Origin of the sequence: Hominenteromicrobium mulieris, assembly GCF_046197855.1 — a bacterium.
Classification (GTDB): Bacteria; Bacillota; Clostridia; order Oscillospirales; family Acutalibacteraceae; genus Hominenteromicrobium; species Hominenteromicrobium mulieris.
In genome coordinates, this window is sequence record NZ_CP173188.1 from 1,826,551 (window position 1) to 1,849,948 (window position 23,398).

General features: G+C 49.7%; 23 protein-coding genes. 20 read left to right on the forward strand and 3 right to left on the reverse strand.

Annotated features, from left to right (window positions below; translation table 11 throughout):
* The first annotated feature begins 31 nt into the window (after nucleotides 1-31).
* From ACI0CA_RS08865 to ACI0CA_RS08925, 13 genes are all read left to right on the forward strand, one after another.
* Nucleotides 32-895 (forward strand): VirB6/TrbL-like conjugal transfer protein, CD1112 family, encoded by an 864-nt coding sequence (locus ACI0CA_RS08865; RefSeq protein WP_002604481.1) that lies wholly within the window; start codon nucleotides 32-34, stop codon nucleotides 893-895.
* Nucleotides 896-905: 10 nt separating this feature from the next.
* A complete protein-coding gene (locus ACI0CA_RS08870) occupies nucleotides 906-1,454 on the forward strand; it encodes an MT-A70 family methyltransferase (protein ID WP_002604480.1) in 549 nt (182 codons plus the stop codon).
* Between the two features lies 1 nt (nucleotide 1,455).
* Nucleotides 1,456-1,848 (forward strand): PrgI family protein, encoded by a 393-nt coding sequence (locus ACI0CA_RS08875; protein ID WP_002604479.1) that lies wholly within the window; start codon nucleotides 1,456-1,458, stop codon nucleotides 1,846-1,848.
* Nucleotides 1,808-4,204 (forward strand): VirB4-like conjugal transfer ATPase, CD1110 family, encoded by a 2,397-nt coding sequence (locus ACI0CA_RS08880; RefSeq protein WP_002604478.1) that lies wholly within the window; start codon nucleotides 1,808-1,810, stop codon nucleotides 4,202-4,204. Before ACI0CA_RS08875 ends, ACI0CA_RS08880 begins: the two co-directional genes overlap by 41 nt.
* Nucleotides 4,201-5,157 (forward strand): DNA-methyltransferase, encoded by a 957-nt coding sequence (locus tag ACI0CA_RS08885; RefSeq protein ID WP_002604477.1) that lies wholly within the window; start codon nucleotides 4,201-4,203, stop codon nucleotides 5,155-5,157. The genes ACI0CA_RS08880 and ACI0CA_RS08885 overlap by 4 nt, the downstream gene beginning before the upstream one ends.
* A complete protein-coding gene (locus ACI0CA_RS08890) occupies nucleotides 5,154-7,124 on the forward strand; it encodes a C40 family peptidase (protein WP_002604476.1) in 1,971 nt (656 codons plus the stop codon). The genes ACI0CA_RS08885 and ACI0CA_RS08890 overlap by 4 nt, the downstream gene beginning before the upstream one ends.
* A gap of 13 nt (nucleotides 7,125-7,137) precedes the next feature.
* Nucleotides 7,138-7,860, forward strand: a complete 723-nt coding sequence (locus tag ACI0CA_RS08895) for a phosphoadenosine phosphosulfate reductase domain-containing protein (RefSeq protein WP_002604475.1) — start codon at nucleotides 7,138-7,140, stop codon at nucleotides 7,858-7,860.
* Nucleotides 7,861-7,866: 6 nt separating this feature from the next.
* Nucleotides 7,867-8,133 carry a DUF4315 family protein gene (locus ACI0CA_RS08900; protein WP_002584965.1) on the forward strand — a complete coding sequence of 89 codons (267 nt, stop codon included), beginning with the start codon at nucleotides 7,867-7,869 and terminating at the stop codon, nucleotides 8,131-8,133.
* Nucleotides 8,123-8,872 carry a DUF4366 domain-containing protein gene (locus ACI0CA_RS08905; RefSeq protein ID WP_002584964.1) on the forward strand — a complete coding sequence of 250 codons (750 nt, stop codon included), beginning with the start codon at nucleotides 8,123-8,125 and terminating at the stop codon, nucleotides 8,870-8,872. Before ACI0CA_RS08900 ends, ACI0CA_RS08905 begins: the two co-directional genes overlap by 11 nt.
* Entirely contained in the window at nucleotides 8,869-10,944 is a 2,076-nt protein-coding gene (locus tag ACI0CA_RS08910) for a type IA DNA topoisomerase (RefSeq protein ID WP_002584963.1), read from the forward strand. Before ACI0CA_RS08905 ends, ACI0CA_RS08910 begins: the two co-directional genes overlap by 4 nt.
* A complete protein-coding gene (locus tag ACI0CA_RS08915; protein ID WP_002584962.1) occupies nucleotides 10,941-11,309 on the forward strand; it encodes a cysteine-rich VLP domain-containing protein in 369 nt (122 codons plus the stop codon). The genes ACI0CA_RS08910 and ACI0CA_RS08915 overlap by 4 nt, the downstream gene beginning before the upstream one ends.
* 125 nt (nucleotides 11,310-11,434) lie before the next feature.
* A complete protein-coding gene (locus ACI0CA_RS08920) occupies nucleotides 11,435-14,782 on the forward strand; it encodes a YodL domain-containing protein (protein ID WP_002584961.1) in 3,348 nt (1,115 codons plus the stop codon).
* 4 nt (nucleotides 14,783-14,786) lie between these two features.
* Nucleotides 14,787-14,996 carry a transposon-transfer assisting family protein gene (locus ACI0CA_RS08925; protein ID WP_002584960.1) on the forward strand — a complete coding sequence of 70 codons (210 nt, stop codon included), beginning with the start codon at nucleotides 14,787-14,789 and terminating at the stop codon, nucleotides 14,994-14,996.
* Nucleotides 14,997-15,197: 201 nt separating this feature from the next.
* Here ACI0CA_RS08925 and ACI0CA_RS08930 read toward each other — a convergent pair whose 3' ends face one another.
* The 3 genes from ACI0CA_RS08930 to ACI0CA_RS08940 all read right to left on the reverse strand — a co-directional run bounded on the left by ACI0CA_RS08930 (nucleotide 15,198) and on the right by ACI0CA_RS08940 (nucleotide 17,380).
* Nucleotides 15,198-16,532, reverse strand: a complete 1,335-nt coding sequence (locus tag ACI0CA_RS08930) for a relaxase/mobilization nuclease domain-containing protein (RefSeq protein WP_021749504.1) — start codon at nucleotides 16,530-16,532, stop codon at nucleotides 15,198-15,200.
* Nucleotides 16,493-16,822 (reverse strand): plasmid mobilization protein, encoded by a 330-nt coding sequence (locus tag ACI0CA_RS08935; RefSeq protein ID WP_002584958.1) that lies wholly within the window; start codon nucleotides 16,820-16,822, stop codon nucleotides 16,493-16,495. The genes ACI0CA_RS08930 and ACI0CA_RS08935 overlap by 40 nt, the downstream gene beginning before the upstream one ends.
* A 201-nt stretch (nucleotides 16,823-17,023) precedes the next feature.
* Nucleotides 17,024-17,380, reverse strand: coding sequence for a helix-turn-helix transcriptional regulator (locus ACI0CA_RS08940; RefSeq protein ID WP_002584957.1), 357 nt, complete (start codon nucleotides 17,378-17,380; stop codon nucleotides 17,024-17,026).
* Between the two features lie 398 nt (nucleotides 17,381-17,778).
* Between ACI0CA_RS08940 and ACI0CA_RS08945 the strand changes: the two genes are divergently transcribed.
* The 7 genes from ACI0CA_RS08945 to ACI0CA_RS08975 all read left to right on the forward strand — a co-directional run bounded on the left by ACI0CA_RS08945 (nucleotide 17,779) and on the right by ACI0CA_RS08975 (nucleotide 23,316).
* A complete protein-coding gene (locus ACI0CA_RS08945; protein WP_003431289.1) occupies nucleotides 17,779-17,964 on the forward strand; it encodes a cysteine-rich KTR domain-containing protein in 186 nt (61 codons plus the stop codon).
* A 16-nt stretch (nucleotides 17,965-17,980) separates the two neighbouring features.
* Entirely contained in the window at nucleotides 17,981-18,964 is a 984-nt protein-coding gene (gene rlmN / locus ACI0CA_RS08950) for a 23S rRNA (adenine(2503)-C(2))-methyltransferase RlmN (protein WP_002584956.1), read from the forward strand.
* Between the two features lie 473 nt (nucleotides 18,965-19,437).
* Entirely contained in the window at nucleotides 19,438-19,875 is a 438-nt protein-coding gene (locus tag ACI0CA_RS08955) for a sigma-70 family RNA polymerase sigma factor (RefSeq protein WP_308449769.1), read from the forward strand.
* Nucleotides 19,859-20,101 (forward strand): helix-turn-helix domain-containing protein, encoded by a 243-nt coding sequence (locus ACI0CA_RS08960; RefSeq protein ID WP_002604473.1) that lies wholly within the window; start codon nucleotides 19,859-19,861, stop codon nucleotides 20,099-20,101. The genes ACI0CA_RS08955 and ACI0CA_RS08960 overlap by 17 nt, the downstream gene beginning before the upstream one ends.
* A gap of 455 nt (nucleotides 20,102-20,556) precedes the next feature.
* On the forward strand, nucleotides 20,557-20,730 hold the full coding sequence (locus ACI0CA_RS08965; RefSeq protein ID WP_002604472.1) for a transposon-encoded TnpW family protein: 174 nt from the start codon (nucleotides 20,557-20,559) through the stop codon (nucleotides 20,728-20,730).
* A 77-nt stretch (nucleotides 20,731-20,807) separates the two neighbouring features.
* Nucleotides 20,808-22,481: a recombinase family protein gene (locus ACI0CA_RS08970; RefSeq protein WP_343285381.1), complete on the forward strand. Its 1,674-nt coding sequence runs from the start codon at nucleotides 20,808-20,810 to the stop codon at nucleotides 22,479-22,481.
* 226 nt (nucleotides 22,482-22,707) lie between these two features.
* Nucleotides 22,708-23,316 carry a TetR/AcrR family transcriptional regulator gene (locus tag ACI0CA_RS08975; protein WP_308449767.1) on the forward strand — a complete coding sequence of 203 codons (609 nt, stop codon included), beginning with the start codon at nucleotides 22,708-22,710 and terminating at the stop codon, nucleotides 23,314-23,316.
* Nucleotides 23,317-23,398 lie beyond the last annotated feature (82 nt).

Here is a 23,398-nt window from a genome sequence, read left to right on the forward strand (position 1 = left end):
CGGGAGGGCGCGGGAAAGGAGGGATTAGCTTTTGATATGGCAGATGATTGAAGATTGGTTTCGCGGCATTTTGACAGACGGAATACTCTCTAATCTCTCCGGGCTGTTCGACAGCGTAAATACAGAGGTTGGAGAAATCGCAACGCAAGTCGGCACAACCCCCGCCGGGTGGAACGCGGGCATATTCAATATGATACGCAGCCTATCGGAAAACGTCATTGTGCCGATTGCGGGCGTTATCATTACCTTTGTCATGTGCTACGAACTAATCCAGCTTGTAATTGAGAAAAACAATCTGCACGATCTCGACACTTGGATTTTCTTCAAGTGGATTTTCAAAACCTTTGTTGCGGTGCTGCTGGTAACAAATACTTGGAACATCGTCATGGGCGTATTTGACATTACACAGAGCGTCGTCAACGACAGCGCGGGCGTTATCATATCCGACACAAGCATAGATATTGCAACCGTTATCACCGATATAGAAGCAAAGCTGGACGCTATGAGCGTCGGCGGGCTTTTGGGGCTATGGTTTCAATCACTCTTTGTGGGGCTTACCATGAAAGCGTTGTCTATCTGTATCATGCTGGTGGTGTACGGGCGCATGATTGAAATATACCTTGTAACGAGTATCGCCCCTATCCCCGTTGCGACAATGGTAAATCGTGAATGGGGCGGCATGGGACAGAACTACTTAAAATCCTTGCTTGCCCTCGGTTTTCAGGCTTTTCTAATTCTTGTGTGCGTCGGTATTTATGCGGTTTTGATACAGACAATCGCAGCAACCGATGACATATCCGGCGCGATCTGGTCTTGCATGGGCTATACCGTCCTCTTGTGTTTTACGCTTTTCAAAACGGGAAGCCTTGCAAAATCCGTATTCAGCGCGCATTAAGGGGGTGCAGATGAAGAAATACAAAATCATTTACGCCGATCCCCCTTGGAGATACGCGAGAAGCAAGGTACAGGGCGCAGCGGAAAAGCACTATCCCACTATGAGTATTGAGGAACTTTGCGCTTTACCCGTCAAAGAAATTGCGGATAAGGACTGTATTTTATTCCTATGGGCGACGTTCCCGCAGCTTAAAGAAGCGTTGCAGTTAATCAAGGCTTGGGGATTTACCTATAAATCCGTTGCCTTTGTATGGTTAAAGCAAAATCGGAAATCGCCCACTTGGTTTTATGGCTTGGGCTTTTGGACGCGAGGAAATGCGGAAATCTGCTTGCTTGCTACCAAAGGACACCCGAAGCGACAATCAAACAAGGTACATCAATTTATTATTTCCCCTGTTGAGCAGCACAGCAAAAAGCCGGATATAACGCGGGAAAAGATACTTGCCCTTATGGGCGACCTACCGCGTATTGAACTGTTTGCAAGGCAGCATACCCCTGGTTGGGACGTATGGGGAAATGAAATCAAAAGCGACATACGGTTTGCCGGAAAGGAGGTTTGAAATGGCGTATGTAACCGTCCCAAAGGATTTAACCAAAATCAAGAGCAAGGTAATGTTCAACCTTACCAAAAGACAATTACTCTGTTTCGGCGCGGCGGTGGCTATCGGGCTACCGCTATTCTTTTTGACAAAGGACAGCGCGGGAACGACAACGGCGGCTTTGTGCATGGTGCTTGCCATGCTGCCCATGTTCCTACTCGCTATGTACGAGAAGAACGGGCAACCGCTGGAAGTGATTATACGGCAATTTGTGGAAGTGAAGTTTCTTCGCCCCAAAGAGCGACCTTATCAGACCAACAATTTTTATACCGCCCTTGCGCGGCAGGAGCGATTAGATAAGGAGGTACGGGCGATTGTCAAAGGAAAAGGGAAAGACCCAAAACAAAAAGCGTAAACTTACGCGGCAGGAAAAGAAACAGATCGACGCGCTTATCCGGCAGTCAAAGGGCGACGGGAAGCCCCATACGGCGCAGGACAGCATACCGTTTGAACGAATGTATAAGGACGGGATTTGCCGCCTTGCAAACGGGCGGTATTCCAAGTGCATTGAGTTTGAAGATATTAACTATCAGCTTGCGCAGCCGGACGACAAGACCGCCATTTTTGAAGCCCTTTGCGATATGTATAACTCTTTTGACGCTTCTATCAGTGTGCAGCTTTCCTTAATCAGCCGCCATGCGAACAAGGAGGATTTCAAGAGCAGTATCACGATTGCCCCACAGAATGACGACTTTGACAGTATCAGAGCCGAATACACCGAAATGCTGCAAACACAGCTTGAACGCGGCAACAACGGGCTTATCAAGACAAAGTTTCTCACCTTTACCATTGAAGCAAAAGATATTAAATCGGCGCGGGCGCGGCTTGCCCGTATCGAAACGGACACCCTCAACCATTTTAAGGTGATCGGCGCGGCGGCGCGGGTATTGGACGGGAAGCAGCGGCTTGAAGTGCTGCATGGGCTTTTCCACCCGGACGGGGAACGCTTCAACTTTGCGTGGGAATGGCTACCCGTAAGCGGCCTTTCCGTCAAAGACTTTATTGCCCCGTCCTCTTTCCGTTTTGGCGACGGGCGAATGTTTCAAATGGGCGGGAAGTTTGGCGCGGTTTCCTTTTTGCAGATTGCCGCGCCGGAACTTTCAGACCGTATGCTTGCCGACTTCATGGAAGCGGAAAACGGGATTGTCGTCAATCTGCACATTCAGAGTATCGACCACAACGAAGCGATCAAGACGATCAAGCGGAAAATCACCGACCTTGACCGTATGAAAATCGAGGAACAGAAAAAGGCAATCCGCAGCGGCTACGATATGGATATAATTCCGTCCGACCTTGCCACCTACGGCGGCGAAGCGAAAAACCTTTTGCGGGATTTGCAGAGCCGGAACGAGCGAATGTTTTTGCTTACGCTGTTAGTTTTGAATGTGGCAGACACAAAGCAGAAATTGGACAACGACGTATTTCAGGCCGCAAGTATCGCACAGAAATACAACTGTATGCTCACCCGCCTTGACTACCGGCAGGAACAGGGGCTTATGTCCTCTATCCCATTGGGCGAAAACCTAATCCAAATCCAGCGGGGCTTGACGACTTCCAGCACCGCCATTTTCGTCCCCTTTACGGTACAAGAGCTGTTCCAAAGCGGCGAAGCGTTGTATTACGGCTTAAACGCATTATCGAATAACATGATTTTGTGCGACAGGAAAAGGCTGAAGAACCCTAACGGCTTGATACTCGGCACACCCGGCAGCGGCAAGAGTTTTTCGGCAAAGCGCGAGATCACCAACGCTTTTCTCATTACCGCAGACGATATTATCATTTGCGACCCGGAAGCGGAATATTACCCCCTTGTGGAACGGCTGAAAGGGCAGGTTATCAAGGTTTCGCAGAACAGCACGCAGTACATTAACCCGATGGATATAAACCTCAATTACAGCGAGGGCGACACGCCCATAGCCTTAAAGAGCGATTTTATCCTTTCCTTTTGCGAACTCATTATGGGCGGCAAAAACGGGCTGGAAGCGGTTGAAAAGACTTTGATTGACCGCGCCGTTATCAGCGTGTACCGCAGCTACCTTGCAGACCCGAAGCCGGAGAATATGCCGATTTTGGGCGACCTCTACAATGAAATCAAGAAGCAGCCGGAAAAGGAAGCGCAGCGTATCGCGTCGGCATTGGAACTCTATGTAAATGGCAGTTTGAACGTGTTTAACCACCAAACAAACGTTGACATTCACAACCGCCTTGTCTGCTTTGATATTAAAGAACTCGGCACCCAGCTACGAAAACTCGGTATGCTCATTGTCCAAGATCAAGTTTGGAACAGAGTTACCATAAACCGCAGCGAAGGCAAGGCGACGCGGTACTATATCGACGAGTTTCATTTGCTGCTCAAAGAGGAACAGACCGCAGCGTACAGCGTTGAGATTTGGAAGCGTTTTAGAAAATGGGGCGGTATTCCGACAGGTATCACCCAAAACGTGAAAGATTTGTTATCGTCCCGCGAGGTGGAGAACATTTTTGAAAACAGCGATTTTGTGTATATGCTCAACCAAGCCCAGGGCGACAGGGAAATCCTTGCAAAGCAGCTTAACATTTCGCAGCAGCAAATGACCTATGTAACCCATTCCGACGCGGGCGAGGGGCTTATCTTCTATGGCAACGTGATTTTGCCCTTTATTGACCGTTTCCCGCAAGATACGGAACTCTATCGTGTAATGACGACCAAACCCGGCGAGGTGTCGGCATGAGGATAGAAATGGACAAAATCTATTGCGGCGACAGCTTGCAGGTGCTTCAAACCTTGCCGGAAAATGCAGTTGATTGTTGCGTAACGTCCCCACCCTACTATGCCTTGCGGGACTACGGCGCAGACGGGCAGATCGGACGGGAAGCAACGCCGGAGGAATATGTTTCCCGTATTACGGCGGTATTCCATGAGGTAAAGCGGGTGCTTACGCCGGAGGGTACTTGTTGGCTGAATATCGCGGACACTTATTGCGGCACAGGCAGCAAAGCCGACCACCAAGACCCCAAATACCCCAAAGGCAGGAACGGGCAGCAAGTGGCGTTTAACCACCGCGCCCCCGGCTGCAAGCCCAAAGATTTAATTGGTATTCCGTGGCTTGTAGCCCTCGCCTTGCGGGGCGACGGTTGGTATTTGCGCAGTTCTATCATTTGGCACAAAACAAACCCCATGCCGGAAAGCACGCGGGACAGGCCGACCCGCTGCTATGAATATGTGTTTCTGCTTACCAAGTCAAAGAAGTATTATTACGATTGGCAAGCAGTAGCCGAGCCGATAGCCCCCACAACGGCGGGGCGGCTGAAAAGCGGAGTTAGCAAAGGAAATAAGTATAACGTTACTGTTCCGGGGCAAAACCAACCGCAGAAAATCAACCGCCCCCGCGAAAAGGGCGCATACGCCGACGAGTTGATTTCTCCCGTCCGCAGCCGCCGCAACGTTTGGCAGATTAACAATGTCGGCTATCATGGCGGGCATTTCGCAGCGTTCCCGCCGAAACTTGCGGAAACGTGCATTTTGGCGGGCTGTCCCATCGGCGGGATTGTCCTTGACCCCTTTTTCGGCAGCGGCACGACGGGCATGGTAGCAAAACGGCTTAACCGCCGCTATATCGGCATTGAGTTAAACCCCGACTATTGCGAACTTGCAAAACAGCGGATTGGAGGTGATGAAGATTGAGCAAGGAACTGAAAGCCCCCGACAAGGTAACGCAAAAAATGACCCGCGACGGTGCGGTTGCGGAAAACCTCACGACGGGCGAAACGTCCAGTATCAGCGAAAGGCCGCAGGAAGAAAACTATTCAGCCCCCGCAGGGGTGGCAGCGGAAAAGGTTGTGCAGCATATCGGCGCAGAGATTGAGCGACACGCAGCAAAAGGCGCGGAGAAAAAAGCCCTTGACGCGACGCAGCCTAAAACCCATTCTTCCCGCTTGCAGTTTTCCGAAGCGGAACGGGCAACGCCGGAACTTCAAAAAGCGATCAAGAAATCGGATAAGGCGGCAGACTGTTTAGACGCAGCGCGGGCGGCTATCCCCAAGCAGACCAAAATCAAGAAAGAGCGCGTTTTTGACGAAGCGAAAGGCAAGGCAAAGACGCGCCTTTCCTTTGAAAAGACGGATAAGCCCCCAAACGGCAAGTTGCGGCATAACCCCTTATCCCGTCCGGCACAGGAGTTAAACAGTACCGTACATGGGAAAATCTACGAGGTAGAGAAAGAAAACGTCGGTGTGGAAAGCGGGCACCGGGTAGAACTTGCCGGAGAGAAAGCGGGCGGCATGGCGGCGCGGGCAGTTAAGGGCGGCATACGCCGCCATAAGCTGAAACCCTACCGGGCAGCGGCGGCAGCGGAAAAACAAGCGGTAAAGGCAAACGCAGATTTTCTCTATCAAAAGGCGTTGCACGATAACCCCGCGCTTGCGCACTCCAACCCCATTTCCCGTTTTTGGCAGAAGCAGCGCATTAAAAAGCAGTATGCAAAAACGCTGAAAGCGGGCGGCAAAGCGAAAAAAACCGCTGAAGCCACCGCAAAGGCGGCGAAGAAAACCGCGCAGGAAACCAAACGGGCGACGTTCTTTGTTGTCCGGCATTGGAAAGGCTGCTTGATTGTGGGCGGGATTGCCTTTATCGTGCTGCTGCTTTTCGGCGGGCTGTCCTCTTGCTCCCTCTTTGGCGGCAACAGCGGCAGCGGCTTGATTGCGTCGTCCTATCTCTCCGAGGACGCGGATATAACGGGCGCGGAAAGCGCGTATGCCGCTATGGAAGCCGAGTTACAAGATATGCTGGACAATATCGAAAGCGAATACCCCGGCTATGACGAATACCGGGTAAACGCGGACGAGATCGAGCATGACCCCTATGTGCTAATTTCTATCCTTTCCGCGTGGCATGAGGGCGTGTTTACACTCGATGAAGTGCAAAGCACCCTTGAAATGCTCTTTGAGAAACAGTATATCTTGACGGTCGAGGAAGAAGTACAGGTACGCTACCGCACCGAAACAAGGACGGACAGCGAGGGCAACCCCTATACGGTTGAAGTCCCCTATAACTATTACATTCTTCATGTGGATTTGGAAAACTTCAACCTCTCCCATGTCCCCGTTTACATCATGGGCGAAGAACAGCTATCCATGTACGCTATGTATATGTCGTCGCTGGGAAACAGACCCGACCTTTTCCCGCAATCCGGCTATGTGTCTAAATACTATGAAAACCCGCCCGCCGATTATGAAGTACCCGCCGCGCTGCTGGGTTCCGATGAAAAGTTTGCGCGGCTCATGGAGGAAGCAGATAAATACGTCGGTTTTCCCTATGTGTGGGGCGGCAGCACCCCGGAAACCTCTTTTGATTGCAGCGGCTTTGTGAGTTATGTGTTGACGAACAGCGGCCTATACAATACGGGCAGACTTGGGGCGCAAGGGCTTTACAACATCTCAACCCCTGTTTCTAACCCGCAGCCGGGGGATTTGGTGTTCTTTACGGGTACATACGACACCCCCGGCGTTTCCCATGTGGGGATTTATGTGGGCGAGGACGGGGACGGAAGCCCCGTCATGCTGCATTGTGGCGACCCTATCCAGTATTCAAAGCTGGACACCAGCTATTGGCAATCCCACTTTTACGCCTACGGGCGGTTAAATTACAATTAAAAGGAGTTGAAAAATGAATATTGTATCTTTTGGCGGCGGCACGAATAGTGCCGCCTTACTTATTGGCCTATACAAGCACAAAATCCCGATTGACCTTATCACCTTTGCCGATACGGGCGCGGAACACCCGCATACCTATCAATTTATCGAGATAATCAATCAATGGCTTGCGGAACACGGTATGCCGCAGATTACCGTTGTGCAGTATGTTGACCGCTACGGCAACCGCCTATCTCTTGAAACCGAGTGCTTGCGCTCTCATACGCTCCCGTCGATTGCCTACGGGCATAAGCGTTGTTCGCAGAAACACAAAATCGCACCGCAGGAAAAGTTTTGCAACCACTATGCGCCTTGCCGCGAAGTATGGCAGCGCGGCGAGAAAGTCAACCGCTATATCGGCTATGACGCGGGAGAAGTGAAACGGTATGAACATTCCCGCAAGTACAACGAAGCCGACAAAAAATATCATAACCGCTACCCCCTCATTGAAGAATGGGGCTGGAACAGGGACGATTGTATCCGGGAAATCAAAGCGGCAGGATTGCCGCAGCCGGGTAAATCGTCCTGTTTCTTTTGTCCGAGCATGAAGAAACAAGAGATTTTATATCTCAAAGAACACTATCCCGATCTATTTAACCGGGCGGCGACTTTGGAAGAAAACGCTATGCCCTATCTTAAAACCGTTAAGGGATTGGGGCGCAGCTATTCATGGAAAGAACAGTTTGGAAAGGAGTAAATGACTATGGCGAACACGAAACTTGACCGTATCGAAAGGGATATTGAGAAAACGAGGGCAAAAATCCTTGAACAGCAAAAGAAGCTGAAAGACCTTGAAGCGCAGAAAGTCGAGGAAGAAAACGCGCAGATCGTGCAAATGGTAAAGGCGGTACACCTTGACGGGACGCAGCTTGCCGCGTTCCTCTCCGCTTACGCCAGCGGCGAAATCACCTTGCCGCAGCCGGAAGCCACTTACCCCGCCGAACAGGAGGACAACGACAATGAAGAATAAAAAGATAATCCGAAAGTTTACCGTATTGCTTGCCGCACTGGTTATCATGTGCGGCTTTTCTGTTACCGCTTATGCGGGCGGTGGCGATGAAAGCGACGACACGCCTACCCCCGTAACCGAGGAAACCCCCGCGCCGGAAACCGAGCCGGAAGAAACGACGGGCGGCTATGAGCCGCAGCCCCTTACCCCGGACGGGAATATGTCCCTTGTGGACGATATAACGGGTGAAGCGTCCGGCGACAAGCAGTTTATCACCGTCGTTACCAAAAGTGGCAACTATTTTTACATCATCATTGACCGCGCCGAGGACGGGGAAAATACCGTCCATTTCCTTAACCAAGTGGACGAAGCGGATTTAACCGCCCTTATGGAGGACGGGCAGACCGAAGCCCCCGTTTGTAGCTGCACCGATAAATGCGTTGCCGGAAGCGTCAACACCGCTTGCCCGGTTTGCAGCGTCAACATGAGCGAGTGCGCGGGTGTGGAAGCCGAGCCGGAGCCGGAAGAAACCGAGCAGCCGCCGGAAGAAGAAAAAGGCGGCGGCATGGGTATTCTGCTTGTCGTGCTGCTTGTTGCCGCAGCGGGCGGCGGCGCGTTCTACTACTTTAAGATTTTGAAGCCCAAAAAGGACGCGGCGAAAGGCAGCAGCAGCCTTGACGACCTTGATTTTGACGAGGACGACGAGGAAACGGAAGTAGTCGAAACCGAACAGACCGAGCAGGAGGACGATAATCTATGAAACTTGTAATTGCAGAAAAACCGAGCGTCGGGGCGGCGATTGCCGCCGTTATGGGCGCGAATGAAAAGCGCAGCGGATATTTTGAGGGCGGCGGCTACCTTGTGTCGTGGTGTATCGGGCATTTGATTAGCCTTGCAGACGCGGCGACCTACAATGAACAATTTCGTAAATGGAAGTACGACGATCTTCCCATTGTCCCGCAGGAGTGGCAGTTTATTGTTGCCAGCGGCAAGGAGCAGCAGTTTTCCATTCTCAAAGACCTTATGCACCGCAGCGACGTTACCGAGATTATCAATGCTTGCGACAGCGGGCGCGAGGGGGAACTCATTTTCCGCTTTGTCTATGAACAGGCGAATTGCAAAAAGCCCTTTTCCCGCCTTTGGATTAGCAGCATGGAAGCAAGTGCAATCCGCGAGGGCTTTTCAAATCTCAAAGACGGGCGCGGCTATGACAACCTCTATCAATCCGCGCTTTGCAGAGCAAAGGCCGATTGGCTCATTGGCATTAACGCGACCCGCCTTTTCTCTATCCTCTACCATAAAACATTGAATGTCGGCAGAGTGCAAACGCCCACCCTTGCTATGCTGGTAAACCGCGACTATGCAATCAGCAGCTTTAAGAAAGAGAAATATCATGTCGTCCGGCTGGACGTTGGCGGCGTTGCCGCCCTTTCCGAAAGGCAGGACGACGAAGCGGCGGCGCGGCAGATGAAAGCGGCTTGCGAGAAATCGCAGGCCGTTTGTACTTCCCTTAAAAAAGAGAAAAAGACCGCAGCCCCGCCGAAACTGTTTGACCTCACCGCCTTGCAGCGGGAAGCAAACCGTTTGTATGGGTTTACGGCGAAACAGACCCTTGACTATGCGCAAGCCCTTTATGAAAAACGGCTTTTGACCTATCCCCGCACCGACAGCAAATATATCACTTCCGATATGGAGGGCAGCACAAAGGAACTTATCACCGGCCTTTGCGCTGCTCTCCCCTTTATGCAGGGCGTGAAGCTGCAAGCCGACCTTGCGAGGATTTGCGACAACAGCAAAGTAACCGACCATCACGCCATTTTGCCGACAGCGGAGTTTGTGAAAACGGGCTTTTCTTCCCTTGCCGAAAGTGAGAAAAAGCTAATGACCCTTGTGTGCGCAAAACTGCTTTGCGCCGTTGCCGCGCCCTATGAGTATGAAGCGGTTACGGCGGTTTTCACTTGCGGCGGCTATACCTTTACCGCAAAGGGCAGGACGACGCTTTGCGAGGGTTGGCGCGAGATTGAAAGACTATCCCGCGCCGCGTCCGGGGAACAGGACGAGGACGCAGAGCCGGAAGCGGTTTTACCCCCGCTTGCCGAGGGGCAGACCTTTGACAATCCGGCAGCGGAGATCTCCGAACGTTACACGCAGCCCCCAAAGGCATTTACCGAAGATACGTTACTTTCGGCTATGGAGAGTGCGGGAAAGGAGGACACGCCGGAGGACGCGGAGCGCAAAGGGTTAGGCACCACCGCGACGCGGGCGGGTATCATTGAAAAACTCATTAGCGCGGGCTTTGCCGAGCGCAAGGGCAAAAAGCTAATCCCCACAAAGGACGGGTATAACCTTGTCGCTATTCTGCCCGACAGCCTTACGTCCCCGCAGCTTACGGCAGAATGGGAAACGCGCCTTACCGGGATTGCAAAGGGCAGCGACAGCCCCGCCGACTTCATGCGCGGGATTGAGGAAATGACAGCGGGGCTTGTCAAGACCTATTCCGCGATTTCCGAGGATAAAGCGAAGCTGTTTACCCCACAGCGGGAAGCAATCGGCACTTGCCCCCGTTGCGGCGCGGCGGTTTACGAGGGCAAGAAAAACTTTTACTGCTCCGACAGGGCTTGCAGCTTTGTGATGTGGAAGAATGACCGCTTTTTTGAGCAGCGCAAAAAGGCTTTCACAAAGGCGATTGCCGCCGCCCTTTTGAAAGACGGAAAGGTAAAAATCAAAGGTATGTACTCGACCAAGACGGGAAAGACCTTTGACGGAGTTGTGCTGCTTGCCGACACAGGCGGCAAGTATGTAAACTTCCGCGTCGAGCAGAACCGAAAATGATAAGGCTTGATGAAAAGCAATACCGCGCCGTAAAGAAAATGACCCGCGCCGCTTGTGCAAACAACGATTGCGGGAATTGTCTGCTGCTGGACGACGGGGAAACTTGCGTTTGTGTGCAGAGTATCAGCTATTCGCTGCTATGCCGCTATTTCCGCGAAGCGGTATTACCCGCCGACAGGCAGCTTTGCGAACAGATCACCCGCAGCGGGGAAACCGATTTGAAGCGTTGCGCGGTATGCGGCAGCACGTTTGCGGCGGGCAGCAACCGGGCGAAATACTGCCCCGATTGCGCGGCAAAGATACGCCGCAGACAGAAAGCCCAAAGCGAGAGAAACAGGCGTTTACGGATAAAAACAACTACATAGCAAGCACAGCAAACGAGTACCCGTTTGCGAGAAATGCCCGCGCTTCCCATAGAGAGCGCGGGCATTTTGCTTGTTGGGATAGTCCCAAACCCTTATATGACCGAGAAAGGACGTGATGAAAGAATATGCCGTATTCCTCATACGACCATGACAAATTAGAAGCCGCCGAAACCATGCGGATAGAACGCCGGATATATTTTGAAGCAAAGGACAGGGAGATTGCCCCTTATGCTTCCTTGCCGATTGCGCAGCTACTTTCCATGCGCAGCGAAAGCGCGGCGGCAGAACAGGCGATTTTTGACGACCTTAAAGAACGCGCCGCCGCATGGGAAGAACAGGCGGGAAGAACGCTTTTGCTGGATAAAACACTTGAATATGTGAGAACGCCGCACGTCCAGCACACCGCTAACGAGTGGCAGACCACCGAGCATAACCGCCATATTCGCAGCAACCGGGTATATCAGATGAATTACTACATTTACGAGAATACCCGCTACGACAAAGAAGCGCAGAAATCTATCCCGTATTCATGGACGCTTACATGGAGCGTGCGCACCAACAGCCCAAGCAGAACCCAAGCGAAGATTGCCGGACAAGATAGAAAGGTTTTCACCGACAAGGCAGCTATGGAAAAGTATCTGAATGGGCGTATCAAAGCGTATGACCGCTTGTTTACGGAAATCTCCCCGCCTATCCCGCAGGAGTACGCCGACTATTTCAAAGTAAACGGTATGCTCATGCCGGACTACACCATAGAGGGCGAAGAACCCCCGCAGCAGCAACAGGCGGCAGCTATCCCCGAAAATACCGGGCAGGAAAAGGAGCGTGAACACATGAGCGAACAGTTTTCTATTATGATAGGCAACCGCAGCCGCTTTGACGCGGGCGACCCCGGCGGCTATTGGTTGGATATGCCCGCCACAAAGGAGCAGTTGCACGAAGCTATGCGGAACGTCGGCATTACCGCCGACAACCCGCAGGATTTTTCCATTCGCGGCTATTCCGACGACCCGGAGAAACATATTGCCTTGCCTTATGAAATGGTATGCGCCGCCGACGTGGACGAACTCAATTTTCTTGCGGCGCGGCTCGAACAGCTTGACCCCGCCGAGGTTGGCAAGCTGAACGCAGCTTTGCAGCAGAAAAACGGGCTTGCAAATATTGGACAGGTAATTGACTTCACCTACAACGTGGATTTTTACGTCCATATCCCCGAAGTACATAACTACCACGATTTGGGCGACTATTACTTAAATCAATCCGGCATGGTACAAATGCCCGAAGAATGGAAAGGCGGCATTGACCTTTCTACTTTTGGCAGGAACGCTGCCGCGCAGGAAAAAGGCGCGTTTACCGAGTACGGCTATATCGTGGAAAGCGGCGACGAGTGGGAACGGCAGTTTGAGGGGCGCGAAGTGCCGGAAGAATACCGCATTATGAGTTACCCGCAGCCGGAGCGCGGCGAACAGGACAAAGCCTATATGGACGCAGCCGAAACGCAGCAAGCAGACGCACAGGCCGCAGAGCCGCAGCAGCCCCGCCCCGTCGTCCCCATTATCCTTACTTCCGAAAAGCCCGCCGAAAAGGTAAAGGAGATCACCGCGCGTTTGGAACAGGGCGTACAGGCGATTTTTGACAGCGACCGCTACAAAGAGTTTCTAACCGCTATGTCAAAGTTCCATGATTATAGTTTGAATAACACTATCCTAATTGCTATGCAGGGCGGCAATTTGGTAATGGGCTTCCGTCAATGGGAAAAGGAGTTTGACCGCCATGTAAAGAAAGGCGAGAAAGGCATTAAAATCTTTGCCCCCGCGCCCTACAAGGTGAAAAAGCTGGTTGATAAAATCGACCCCGAAACGAGAAAGCCCATGCTTGACCGCGAGGGAAAAGTGGTAAAGGAAGAAAAGGAAATCACCGTCCCCGCCTTTAAGGTTATAACCGTCTTTGATATTTCGCAGACCGAGGGCAAGGAGTTTCCCGACCTTTCCGTTAAACCGCTGCTTGCCGATGTGGAGCAGTACGAGGATTTTTTCGCCGCCCTTGAAAAAGCGTCCCCCGTCCCGATTGCATTTGAGCAGATCACAAACGGCGCAAATGGGTATTTCAGTTTGACCGACAAGCGTATTGCAATCAAAGAGGGCGTGAGTGAATTACAGGCGGTAAAGACCGCCATTCACGAAATCGCCCATGCGAAGCTGCACGACGTAGACTTAAACGCCCCGCCGGAGCAGCAAAACCGCGTTGACCGCCATACCTGCGAGGTAGAAGCGGAAAGCGTCGCTTATACGGTTTGCCAGCATTTCGGCCTTGATACTTCCGATTACTCTTTCGGCTATGTGGCTGGTTGGAGCAGCGGCAAGGAAATGACCGAGTTAAAAGCGTCCCTTGAAACAATACAGACCACCGCAAAGGAACTCATTACCGAGATTGAGGGGCATTTTACCGAGTTGCAGCAGCAGCGGCAAGCCGAGCAGGAGCAGGGCGATACCTTTTCCATTTATCAGTTAAAGCGCGGGGACGAAACAAGGGACTTGCGCTTTGAGCCTTATGACCGTCTGCAAGCGGCTGGACTTACCATTGACCGGGTAAATTATGAACTCGTCTATACTGCACCGCTTACAAAGGATATGACGCTGGGCGACATTTGGGAAAGGTTTAATATCGACCACCCCGCCGACTTTAAGGGGCATAGCCTTTCCGTTTCCGACATTGTTGTGCTTCATCAGAACGACGAGGACACCGCCCACTATGTAGACAGTATCGGTTTTCAGCAAGTGCCGGAGTTTTTGCAGGAGCAGCAGACCCCCGTATTTGACAAGCTGCCGCCCGAACAGCAGCAAGCCTTGTCCGACACCGTACAAGACACTTTGCAAATGCTGGTTGACGCAGACAAGCGGATTTATGGCGACGTTACGGGCAAGACCCTTGAAGCAATCGCGGCGCAAGGATATTCCTACAAGGACGGGCAGCTTGAAAAGCAGCAGCCGGAAGCGACCCCCGACAGCCTTTTGACGGGTGAAACCGTTAGAACGCCGAGGGGCAATTTTCATATTACCGATATGAGCCGTGAACAGATCGAAGCGGCGGGATTTGGTTTTCACCATGCGTCGGAGGACGGGAAGTATCTCATTATGGGGAATGGCACACAGGCTTATGCCATAGCCGCCGAGCAGCCGCAGCGGGATAATCCCTTAAAGCACGTCGAGGACACCATAGAGCAGAACGACAACAATTTTGACGGGCTTATCAACAATACGCCGCAAACGCCCACCGTTGCAGATTTTGAGCAGCGGGCAAAGGCGGGGGAAGCGATTTCCGTTACCGACCTTGCAAAAGCGGTAAAAGCCGAGAAACGGGAACAGCCGCAGAAAAAACCGTCCATTTTGAAGAAGCTGGACGAATACAAGAAACAGGCGGCGCAGCAGCCGAAAGATAAACAGAAAGAGCATAAAAAGGATTTGGAGGTTTGATAGCATGAATACCCGCTTTACCATTGAGGAAGAAAACATTGTTGCGATCTACGCCGAGGACAGCCGGGAAACAACGCTTGAAAATATCCTTGCCGCCATGCCCTACATGGACGAGGATATGCGCCAGCTTGCCGCCGCAGCGGTGAACAAGCTGCAAGCCATGACGGACAGCGAGTTTTCCGAAAGGGAGTTTATCTTGACCGACGAGGAATAGCCCATAGAGAACAGGGGCGCGGTTGCCGATTTCCGGCACCGCGCCCCTGTTCTTTTTTTGTCCTTGCGTGGACAATTAGAAAGCCGTTTTTGCGGGTTTGAATATACTTTATCGTCTATGTCGTTTTCATGCGCTGGAAGCCGCAGAAACACAGGCGTTTTCAGCCCTTAACATTCCACTTGCCACCCCATGTTTTGCGCCTTATCGCTCCTGCTCCCGCGCCCTGCTTTGGGACGGGTAAAGAATACTATCGACGTTCTTTTTGACAACGCCGTATTCCTGCATTTGCTTCTTGGCTTGCCGATAATCTTCATACAATTTGGTTTTCCTGTCGTTTAAGCTTCTATACTCCTTGCGCAGCGCGGCGAGATCGGGCAGCTTCTTTATCTGCATTTCCTTTAATGCCCTTGCCGCAGCTTCAAACAGGATAATTTCGCTTTCATGCCCCCGCAGATACTTTTCCTTGTCCGGCGATTTTCGGTATTCATCGTAAATCGGTTTTAACTGTCGGTATGTGGTGGTGTGCTTGATAAGCAGCGACAAATCAGACATACGCTGTTCCACTTCCTTAACCGCCTTTGCCGCCGCGTCATGGGCGGTCATAATATCCGCAATTTTGCTTTCAAGGTCGCTATAATATTCAATCTTGTTTTCGGTCAAGAAGTTCATGCTTTTCGCAGCCTGTTTCAGATTATGGATTTTCGCCCACCGTTCATAGCCCGCCGATTGTTGGGCTTTGATACTGTTTTCAAGATCGACGACAAGCCGGATTTTCTTATCTTCCCGCAGCGTTTTTGTTTTGGCAACATACACGCCCTTGATACGCTCCTTTATCGCTTCTTCCGTATAGGCCGCGCCGAGCGTCTTTGTGCGGGTAAACCGTTCCTGTCCGGCAGCGCGAAAGGAAATGTATTTGCCCTGTTTGATTTCATACCCCATTTCCTGCAAGCGGCGCAGCAGTTCGTCAAAATCTTTCACTTGGGGAATGAGAGTATCTATCGCCGTTTTCAGCTTTGCTTTGTAGCTTGTCCCTTGCTTTTCGGCGGTGTATTCTGCATAGCTTTTTCCCTTGTCCTGTCCCGGTACGACGACGGATAGCCCATGCTCTTTACATATCCTGTCGCTGGTGCGCCGGATAAAGTGATAGCTTTGCTTGTTGGAATGGTACTTTTTGTAGTCAACGAAGCTAACCGCGTTGAAAATCAAGTGATTATGCAGATGGTCTTTATCGACGTGAGTTGTCAAAACAAACTCATACTTGCCGCCTAATACCGCCCCGGCAAGTTCCATGCCGATTTTGTGCGCTTCTTCCGGTGTGGTTTCTCCCACCGCAAAGGATTGTATCAAGTGCCGCCCTAAATGTGTGCCGCGATCTCCGGCAGCTTCCCGCGTCCATGCAAACTCAATATCGGCGGTTTCCAGCCCGCAGCCGAAAGAGGACGCAAGCAGCTTCCCGTCTGTCTTTTCGGGATTTAAGATATAGTCTATCGCAGCCTTTAAGGTTGATTTAATAGGGTGCGTCTTTGTAACCGCCATATCTCGTCCACCGCCTTTTTAATGTCCTCTATATCCTGCCTGTAAACCGTCCCCGTCGCATTGGCGCGTTTTGCAATTTGGTTGATGTTCCGGCTTACCGCTTGCAGTTCCCGGATATATGCTTTTGTGTCGCTTCGGTCAACGACAAGAATATACCCGTCTATCGCCATTTTACGGAAGTATGCCCCATACTGCTTTATGGGAAGCTGCTTCATCTTCTCGTCGATCAGCCGCTTTTCTTCTTCCGTAACGTAAAACTTCATCTGTATATTTCTCTTTCGGTTTTCCATTTCCGCACCGCCTTTCGGTATAAGGGTTTGGGATTATCCCAACAAGCATTTTCCGCAAACGGGTACTCGTTTGCTGTGCTTGCTATCTACTCCATACCCCCACCGAAAGGCGGTATTTGTTGCGCGTTCCTTTGATTTTGGACGCAAAAAAAGATTGCAGCCGCCATGCGCTGCAATCTCCCGATTTCTCATATTGTGAGGTTAATCCTCTGCTTTTTCGACTTCCGTTATCTCCCTTGCTGTTGCGGTTACAATCCGTATGCCTTTATCGCTCATACCGTCCAGCAGCGCGTCAAGCTGCCGCCGCCCGGTGGATTTCTCCGCATTGCTGTTCGGGAAGAAAAATTGATCTACCGAAATATGATACCGGGTTACAAGGTCATAGAATACCTGTAAACTCGGCTGTTGTCCCTTGTTCTCGATATTCGCAAGGTAGCGCGGGGAAATATATAACTCGTCGCTTACCTTTTTGCGGCTCTCGCCGTATTCATTTCTCGCGGCTTTTATAGCTGCCCCGAAAGCCTTAAAGTCGTACAATGGTACGGGTCTTTTTGCCATTTTCATTCACCCTGTTACATTTTACAGTTCACCTTTCTTTTTGGATATGTCCACACAATTCATATCATTAGGTTAAATACTTCCTGTTGTGTATTGACAGTAGACTGATTTTCTGATAAAATAAAATTTATGTAAAAGGAGGCGGCGTTTATGTTGCATAGCATGCGTATTAGATAAGCATTGAAAAAAAGGATTTTCCCATTTTCAACATGGGCTTTTTTGTCATGCTTATTTTGCGGATGCTATACAAAAAACTAACGACGTATAGATATAGTATAGACATAGTGCAAGCTATGCCTTAGTTTTGTTGTACTGCTCTGTGCATTATAAATGCAGGTCAATGCTCATGTTGAGGATTGACCTGCATTTTTTTGTGTAAAAAGGACGAGTGAAATATAATGCTTAAAAAATATTGGATAAAATGTCCGATTTGTAACGGAAAGACGAGAGTTCAAGTATTTCATAATACTGTATTAAAAGATTTTCCTCTTTTCTGCCCTAAATGCAAATTGACGCATATCATTGATGTAGAAAAATTAGAGATTGTAATCAAAAATACAGAAAAACAAACTTTTATTATTTAGAAGAAAGGATATAAAAATGAAACGTTTACCTAAATATACGCCTGCGGAAGTACGGAATGATCCATACGGATTTACTTACAAAGAAATGTCGGAAGTTATTGGCGAGAATGAAGCAAAAGCCTTATATGAAGAATTATATAAGCAATTACCACGCAAAAAAAATCTATCAATGTTGGTAAAAAATATTTGCAAAAGCAGTGATACTGAAAAGTATGTTTACGAACTGAAAGACAACAAATACATTGAAACGGTTTTTATCAAGCGGCGAGATGGTGGAACTGTTTGCGTGAGCACACAAGTCGGTTGTCCTGTTGGTTGTATTTTTTGTGAGTCCGGGCGAAATGGCTTTGTTCGTAATCTAACATCGTCAGAAATCGTACAACAGATTATATTGTTGCGTCGAAAAGTAAACCGTATCGTTTTTATGGGTATGGGAGAGCCTTTATTCAATTATGACAACTTGATAAAAGCAATCCATATTCTCCGAGATAGATATGGGCTCAACTTTCCAACCGACGGCATTACCATATCAACAGTTGGTCCGGTCGATCAATTAAAAAAATTGCGCGAGGAACATCTTAAAATTCAGTTGACAATATCTTTACACGCAGCAACACAATCTGCAAGAAATCGTATTATTCCTCACATGCGCATATATGCTATTGAAGATGTTGTTAAGCAAGCCTTATCCTATTCTGAAAGGCATAATCGCAAAATTGTCTTTGCGTATTTGCTTTTACCGGGTATAAATGACCGGCCCTCAGATGTAAGACAACTTGCAAAATGGTTTCGGGGCAAAAAAGTTATGATTAACGTGTTACAATACAACCCAACAAGCAATTCAAGAATTAAAGCACCACAGAAACGGGAAATAGTTGCATTCAAACATCAATTAGAGCAAGCAGGACTTGAAGTTACTATGAGAGTTTCTCATGGCAGAGAGATTAACGCGGCTTGTGGACAGTTAGCTAACACATATAATAAATTCAAAAAAAAATGATTAAAAGTGCCAGACGCATAGACGCAGAGCCGATAACGCATTAGGTCAAAAAACCTATGTGTTATCGGCTTTTTTATTTAATATTGCGCAAAAGCCGCTGTTCCCTATTATAGAATGGATTGCGGGTAGTGTATTAAAGTCGCCCTTTTTTAAGGATACGGCGGTATCGGGGAGGTATCGCCGTGTCCATTTTTATTTACTGTAACCCGCCTAATGCTTTGCGGTCAAAAAAAGCTATGCTCCGCAAGCGGGATATTCCGGCTATGAATGTGAACTGTCAATACATTTAGCTACTGCTTACATTTCCTTTGCGCCCGTCCGCGTCTTGCGGACGGGCGCATTTTGCTTTTTTCAACTTTTTTCTGAAAAGCGCACTCAAGAGCCATCTCCCGAACGGGTACGGAGCGAAAGGGGCAGAGAGGACAAGCCCTTAACTCCCGTCCTCTACTCCACGCGGGAAGGAGGTGAACTCTATGGAGCTATCTTCTTCCGACAAGGAAAGAATACAACATCAGTACGACGCATTAGCAAAGAAAACTTTGGTCGGCGAAGCGAAAAGCCACCGCCGCACTCTTGCGAAACGCGCAGCACGCGAAGTTACTTTTTCGGATTTGAGCGAAAGCGAACTCGCGCAGCTTTTCACAACGGACGAATACAAAAGCGATTATTTCCGTTTTCAAGTGTCCGGCTTTGATGTACTCGTCAAAAATGAACTGCTTGCCGAAGCCCTTAACGCTTTGCCCGAAAGGAAACGCGACATTATCCTTTTGTCCTACTTCTTGGACATGAGCGACGCGGAAATTGCTGAACTGCTGAATGTTGTACGCACGACGGTTTTCCGGCACAGGAAATCCGCGCTTGCGAAAATCAAACAGTATTTGGAGGGAAAAGCAGATGATGAATACCGTTAGGAAATCTGAAAATCTGTTGCCGTTCCCTGTCATTTCCGCAGCGGCAAACGGCGACACAACCGCCATGTGCGCGATCTTGAAGCATTACGAGGGTTACATAGCGAAACTTTGTACCCGCACGCTGAAAGACGACGCGGGCAATACCTATTCCTATGTGGACGAGGAAATGCGTAACAGGCTGCAAGTGCGCCTTATTACCCGCACCCTTGCTTTTCATGTAGGATAATCTTTTAGCCCATGCGGGGAGCGTGTCCCCTTTCCACGCTTCCCGTTATGGGCTATTTGTCGTTCCGTAACAGCACATCGGAAACGGTGTACTGTTACAGGCCGACAAAGCCTATTGTTCCTTGACAAAGAAAGCGGCCTTTGGTGCGCAGCATAACAGGCAACGGGTACATTCCGTCTGTACCGAGCCGGGCGGCGGGTACGCCATGACCGCTTTTCCCCGTTGGGGAAAAGTCGAGCGAGAACTACCGCGCCGTAAAACAAGTTTAGCAGCTTGTGGGCGACGACATACAAGGCGGCACAATGATACTCCCGCGTTGAACACCCTCAAAGTATTGCGCGGCGCACCCATAAGCATGGGCCGGGGTGAAACTCCCGTGAGGTTGCAGCTAACAACCGCCCGTTTTGCCTTTTGACGAATATAGTTTATCCATACAGGAAAAGGAGGTTTTTCTAATGGATAAAAAACAGACAATTACAACCGAACGCAAAATAGGGAAAATCACCTATCTTGTTCAAGCGTTGCCGAGTGAAAAGGCAACCGATACAATCCATAAAAAGATTGAAAAACTCATTGTAAAGGATTTGCAGAAAAAGCCCGGAAATCCGGGATTTTTAGCGTCCGAGTAGTGCATTAGGCGGCGGGATATGGTATAATGATAGCAACACATTATACCTGTTTATTCGGCTGTCGGAAAGGAGGACTAATGTTACAGTCGAATAAAATCACCGCCCTTTACTGCCGTTTAAGTCAAGAGGATATGCAAGCCGGAGAAAGCGGAAGCATACAGCACCAAAAAATGATACTTCAACGCTATGCGGACGAACACCATTTTTTGAACACAAAGTTTTTTGTGGACGACGGATTTTCCAGCGTGAGTTTTGAGCGCGAGGGGCTGCAAGCGATGTTGCAGGAAGTGGAAGCCGGACGAGTGGCGACGGTCATTACCAAAGACCTTTCCCGTCTTGGCAGAAACTATCTGAAAACGGGCGAACTCATAGAGATTGTATTTCCCGAAAACGGAGTACGCTATATCGCGATCAACGACGGAGTTGACACAGCGCGGGAGGATAACGAGTTTACCCCCTTGCGGAACTGGTTTAACGAGTTTTACGCCCGCGACACAAGCAAGAAAATCCGCGCAGTTAAACAGGCACAGGCGCAAAAAGGCGAGCGCGTCAACGGGGAATATCCATACGGCTATATCCCAGACCCGAACAACCGCCACCACCTTATACCCGACCCGGAAACCGCGCCGATTGTCAAACAGGTTTTCGCTATGTTTGTTAGCGGCGTGCGTATGTGCGAAATCCAAAAATGGCTTGCGGAAAACAAAGTCTTGACGATTGGAGCGTTGCGCTATCAGCGCACAGGACAGGCGCGGTATCAGCGGGCAATGATCGCCCCCTATACTTGGCCGGACAAAACGCTCTATGACATATTAGCAAGGCAGGAATATTTAGGGCATACCATAACCGCGAAAACTCACAAGGTATCCTACAAGTCGAAAAAGACCCGGAAGAACGAAGAAGAACAACGCTATTTCTTCCCAAACACCCATGAGCCGCTTGTTGACGAGGAAACCTTTGAACTTGCGCAAAAGCGGATTGCTACCCGCCACCGCCCGACAAAAGCAGCGGAGATTGATATTTTTTCCGGCTTGCTGTTTTGCGCTGGTTGCGGACATAAGATGTATTACCAACAGGGCGTAAATATCGAGCCGCGCAGGTTTTCCTATTCTTGCGGCGCATGGCGCAACAGGGCAAGGACAGGCAGCGAGTGTACCTCTCATTATATCCGCAAAAACGTACTTCTTGATTTAGTGCTGGAAGATATGCGGCGGGTTTTGCAGTATGTTAAGGAACACGAACAGGACTTTATCTGTAAAGCTACCGAGTACGGCGACATGGAAGCGAGAAAGGCATTAGCGCAGCAGCAAAAGGAACTTTCCAAAGCACAGGCGCGTATGACCGAACTTGACACGCTTTTCCGCAAGCTGTACGAGGACAACGCATTAGGCAGACTGACAGATGAACGGTTTGTGTTTCTAACTTCCGGCTACGAGGACGAAAAGAAATCCCTTGCCGCAAGGATAGACGAGTTACAACAGCAGATCGCAACCGTTACCGAGCGAAAAAGGGATATATCAAGGTTTATTCAGATTGTCGGGAAATACAGCGACATACAGGAATTGACCTATGAAAACGTCCATGAGTTTATCGACCGTATTTTGATACATGAATTAGACCGGGAAACCAACACCCGGAAAATCGAAATCCATTACAGCTTTGTCGGACAGGTTGATACCGAGCAGGAGCCGACGCAAGTTGTCAACCATGACCGCCGCAACATGGTAGATGTAAAAAGTATCGCTATCTAACCTCAGCAAATGTTGTTCCGCTGATACCGTCATCAACAAAGAATTGCGGATGTAAATATCCGTTTTTCTTTGCATAAGTCATAAGAATTTCCTTTTGAGACGAGATTTGCCAAGGTATGTTTTTGTAAAGGAGTGTGCAATTCGCATTGACAAGCAGCAAAAAGAACGCTATAATAATGTCGTTATCGATAATGACGTTATTATTTAGGCGCAGAGGAGTGAAGACATGGCCAATAGGGATCATTCCCTGGATGATGGGATTATTCAGGCTGCTTATTCGGAATTTCTTGCTTACGGCTTTCAGAAAGCCTCTCTGCACAAGATCGCCGAAAAAGCCGGTGTTACTACGGGGGCAATCTACACAAGATACAAGAATAAAGACGCGTTGTTTGCCAGTCTGCTTCAGGATTTTTTTGAGGCGATGCAGGTTCTCTTTGCTCCCGTCGCGGAAGAATACGAAAATGCAAAGCACAGTGCGCAGCCAGAGGATATCCTCCGCGCCATAAACGCCGAAGAACAGGTATATTTTCAACTGCTGACCGAGCACTGCAATGACTGCACTTTATTTTTCTGCCGCAGTGATGGCAGCTCCATGGAAACCGTGCTGCATGAACTGATGAACCGTAAAGCGGAACAAACGGTAGAGTTCTTTTCACATATCTATGGAAAAGCGCCAAATGCCGATGCGATCCGTCTTTTGATGGGCTCACAGTTCTGGTACTTCCGCCAGCTGCTGGATCAGCATATGGAGGAAGGCAGAATGCTTACCTGCTTACAGGCAGTCCTTGATTTCACCAACGCCGGTTGGCGGCAGCTATGCGATACCTTGCAATAAATCCGAAAAGTTGATTCGGACGGTCCATCCGTCCGTTTCTTACGACTGTTGGTTAGAAATAGCTAACTAATGAGAAAAGAGT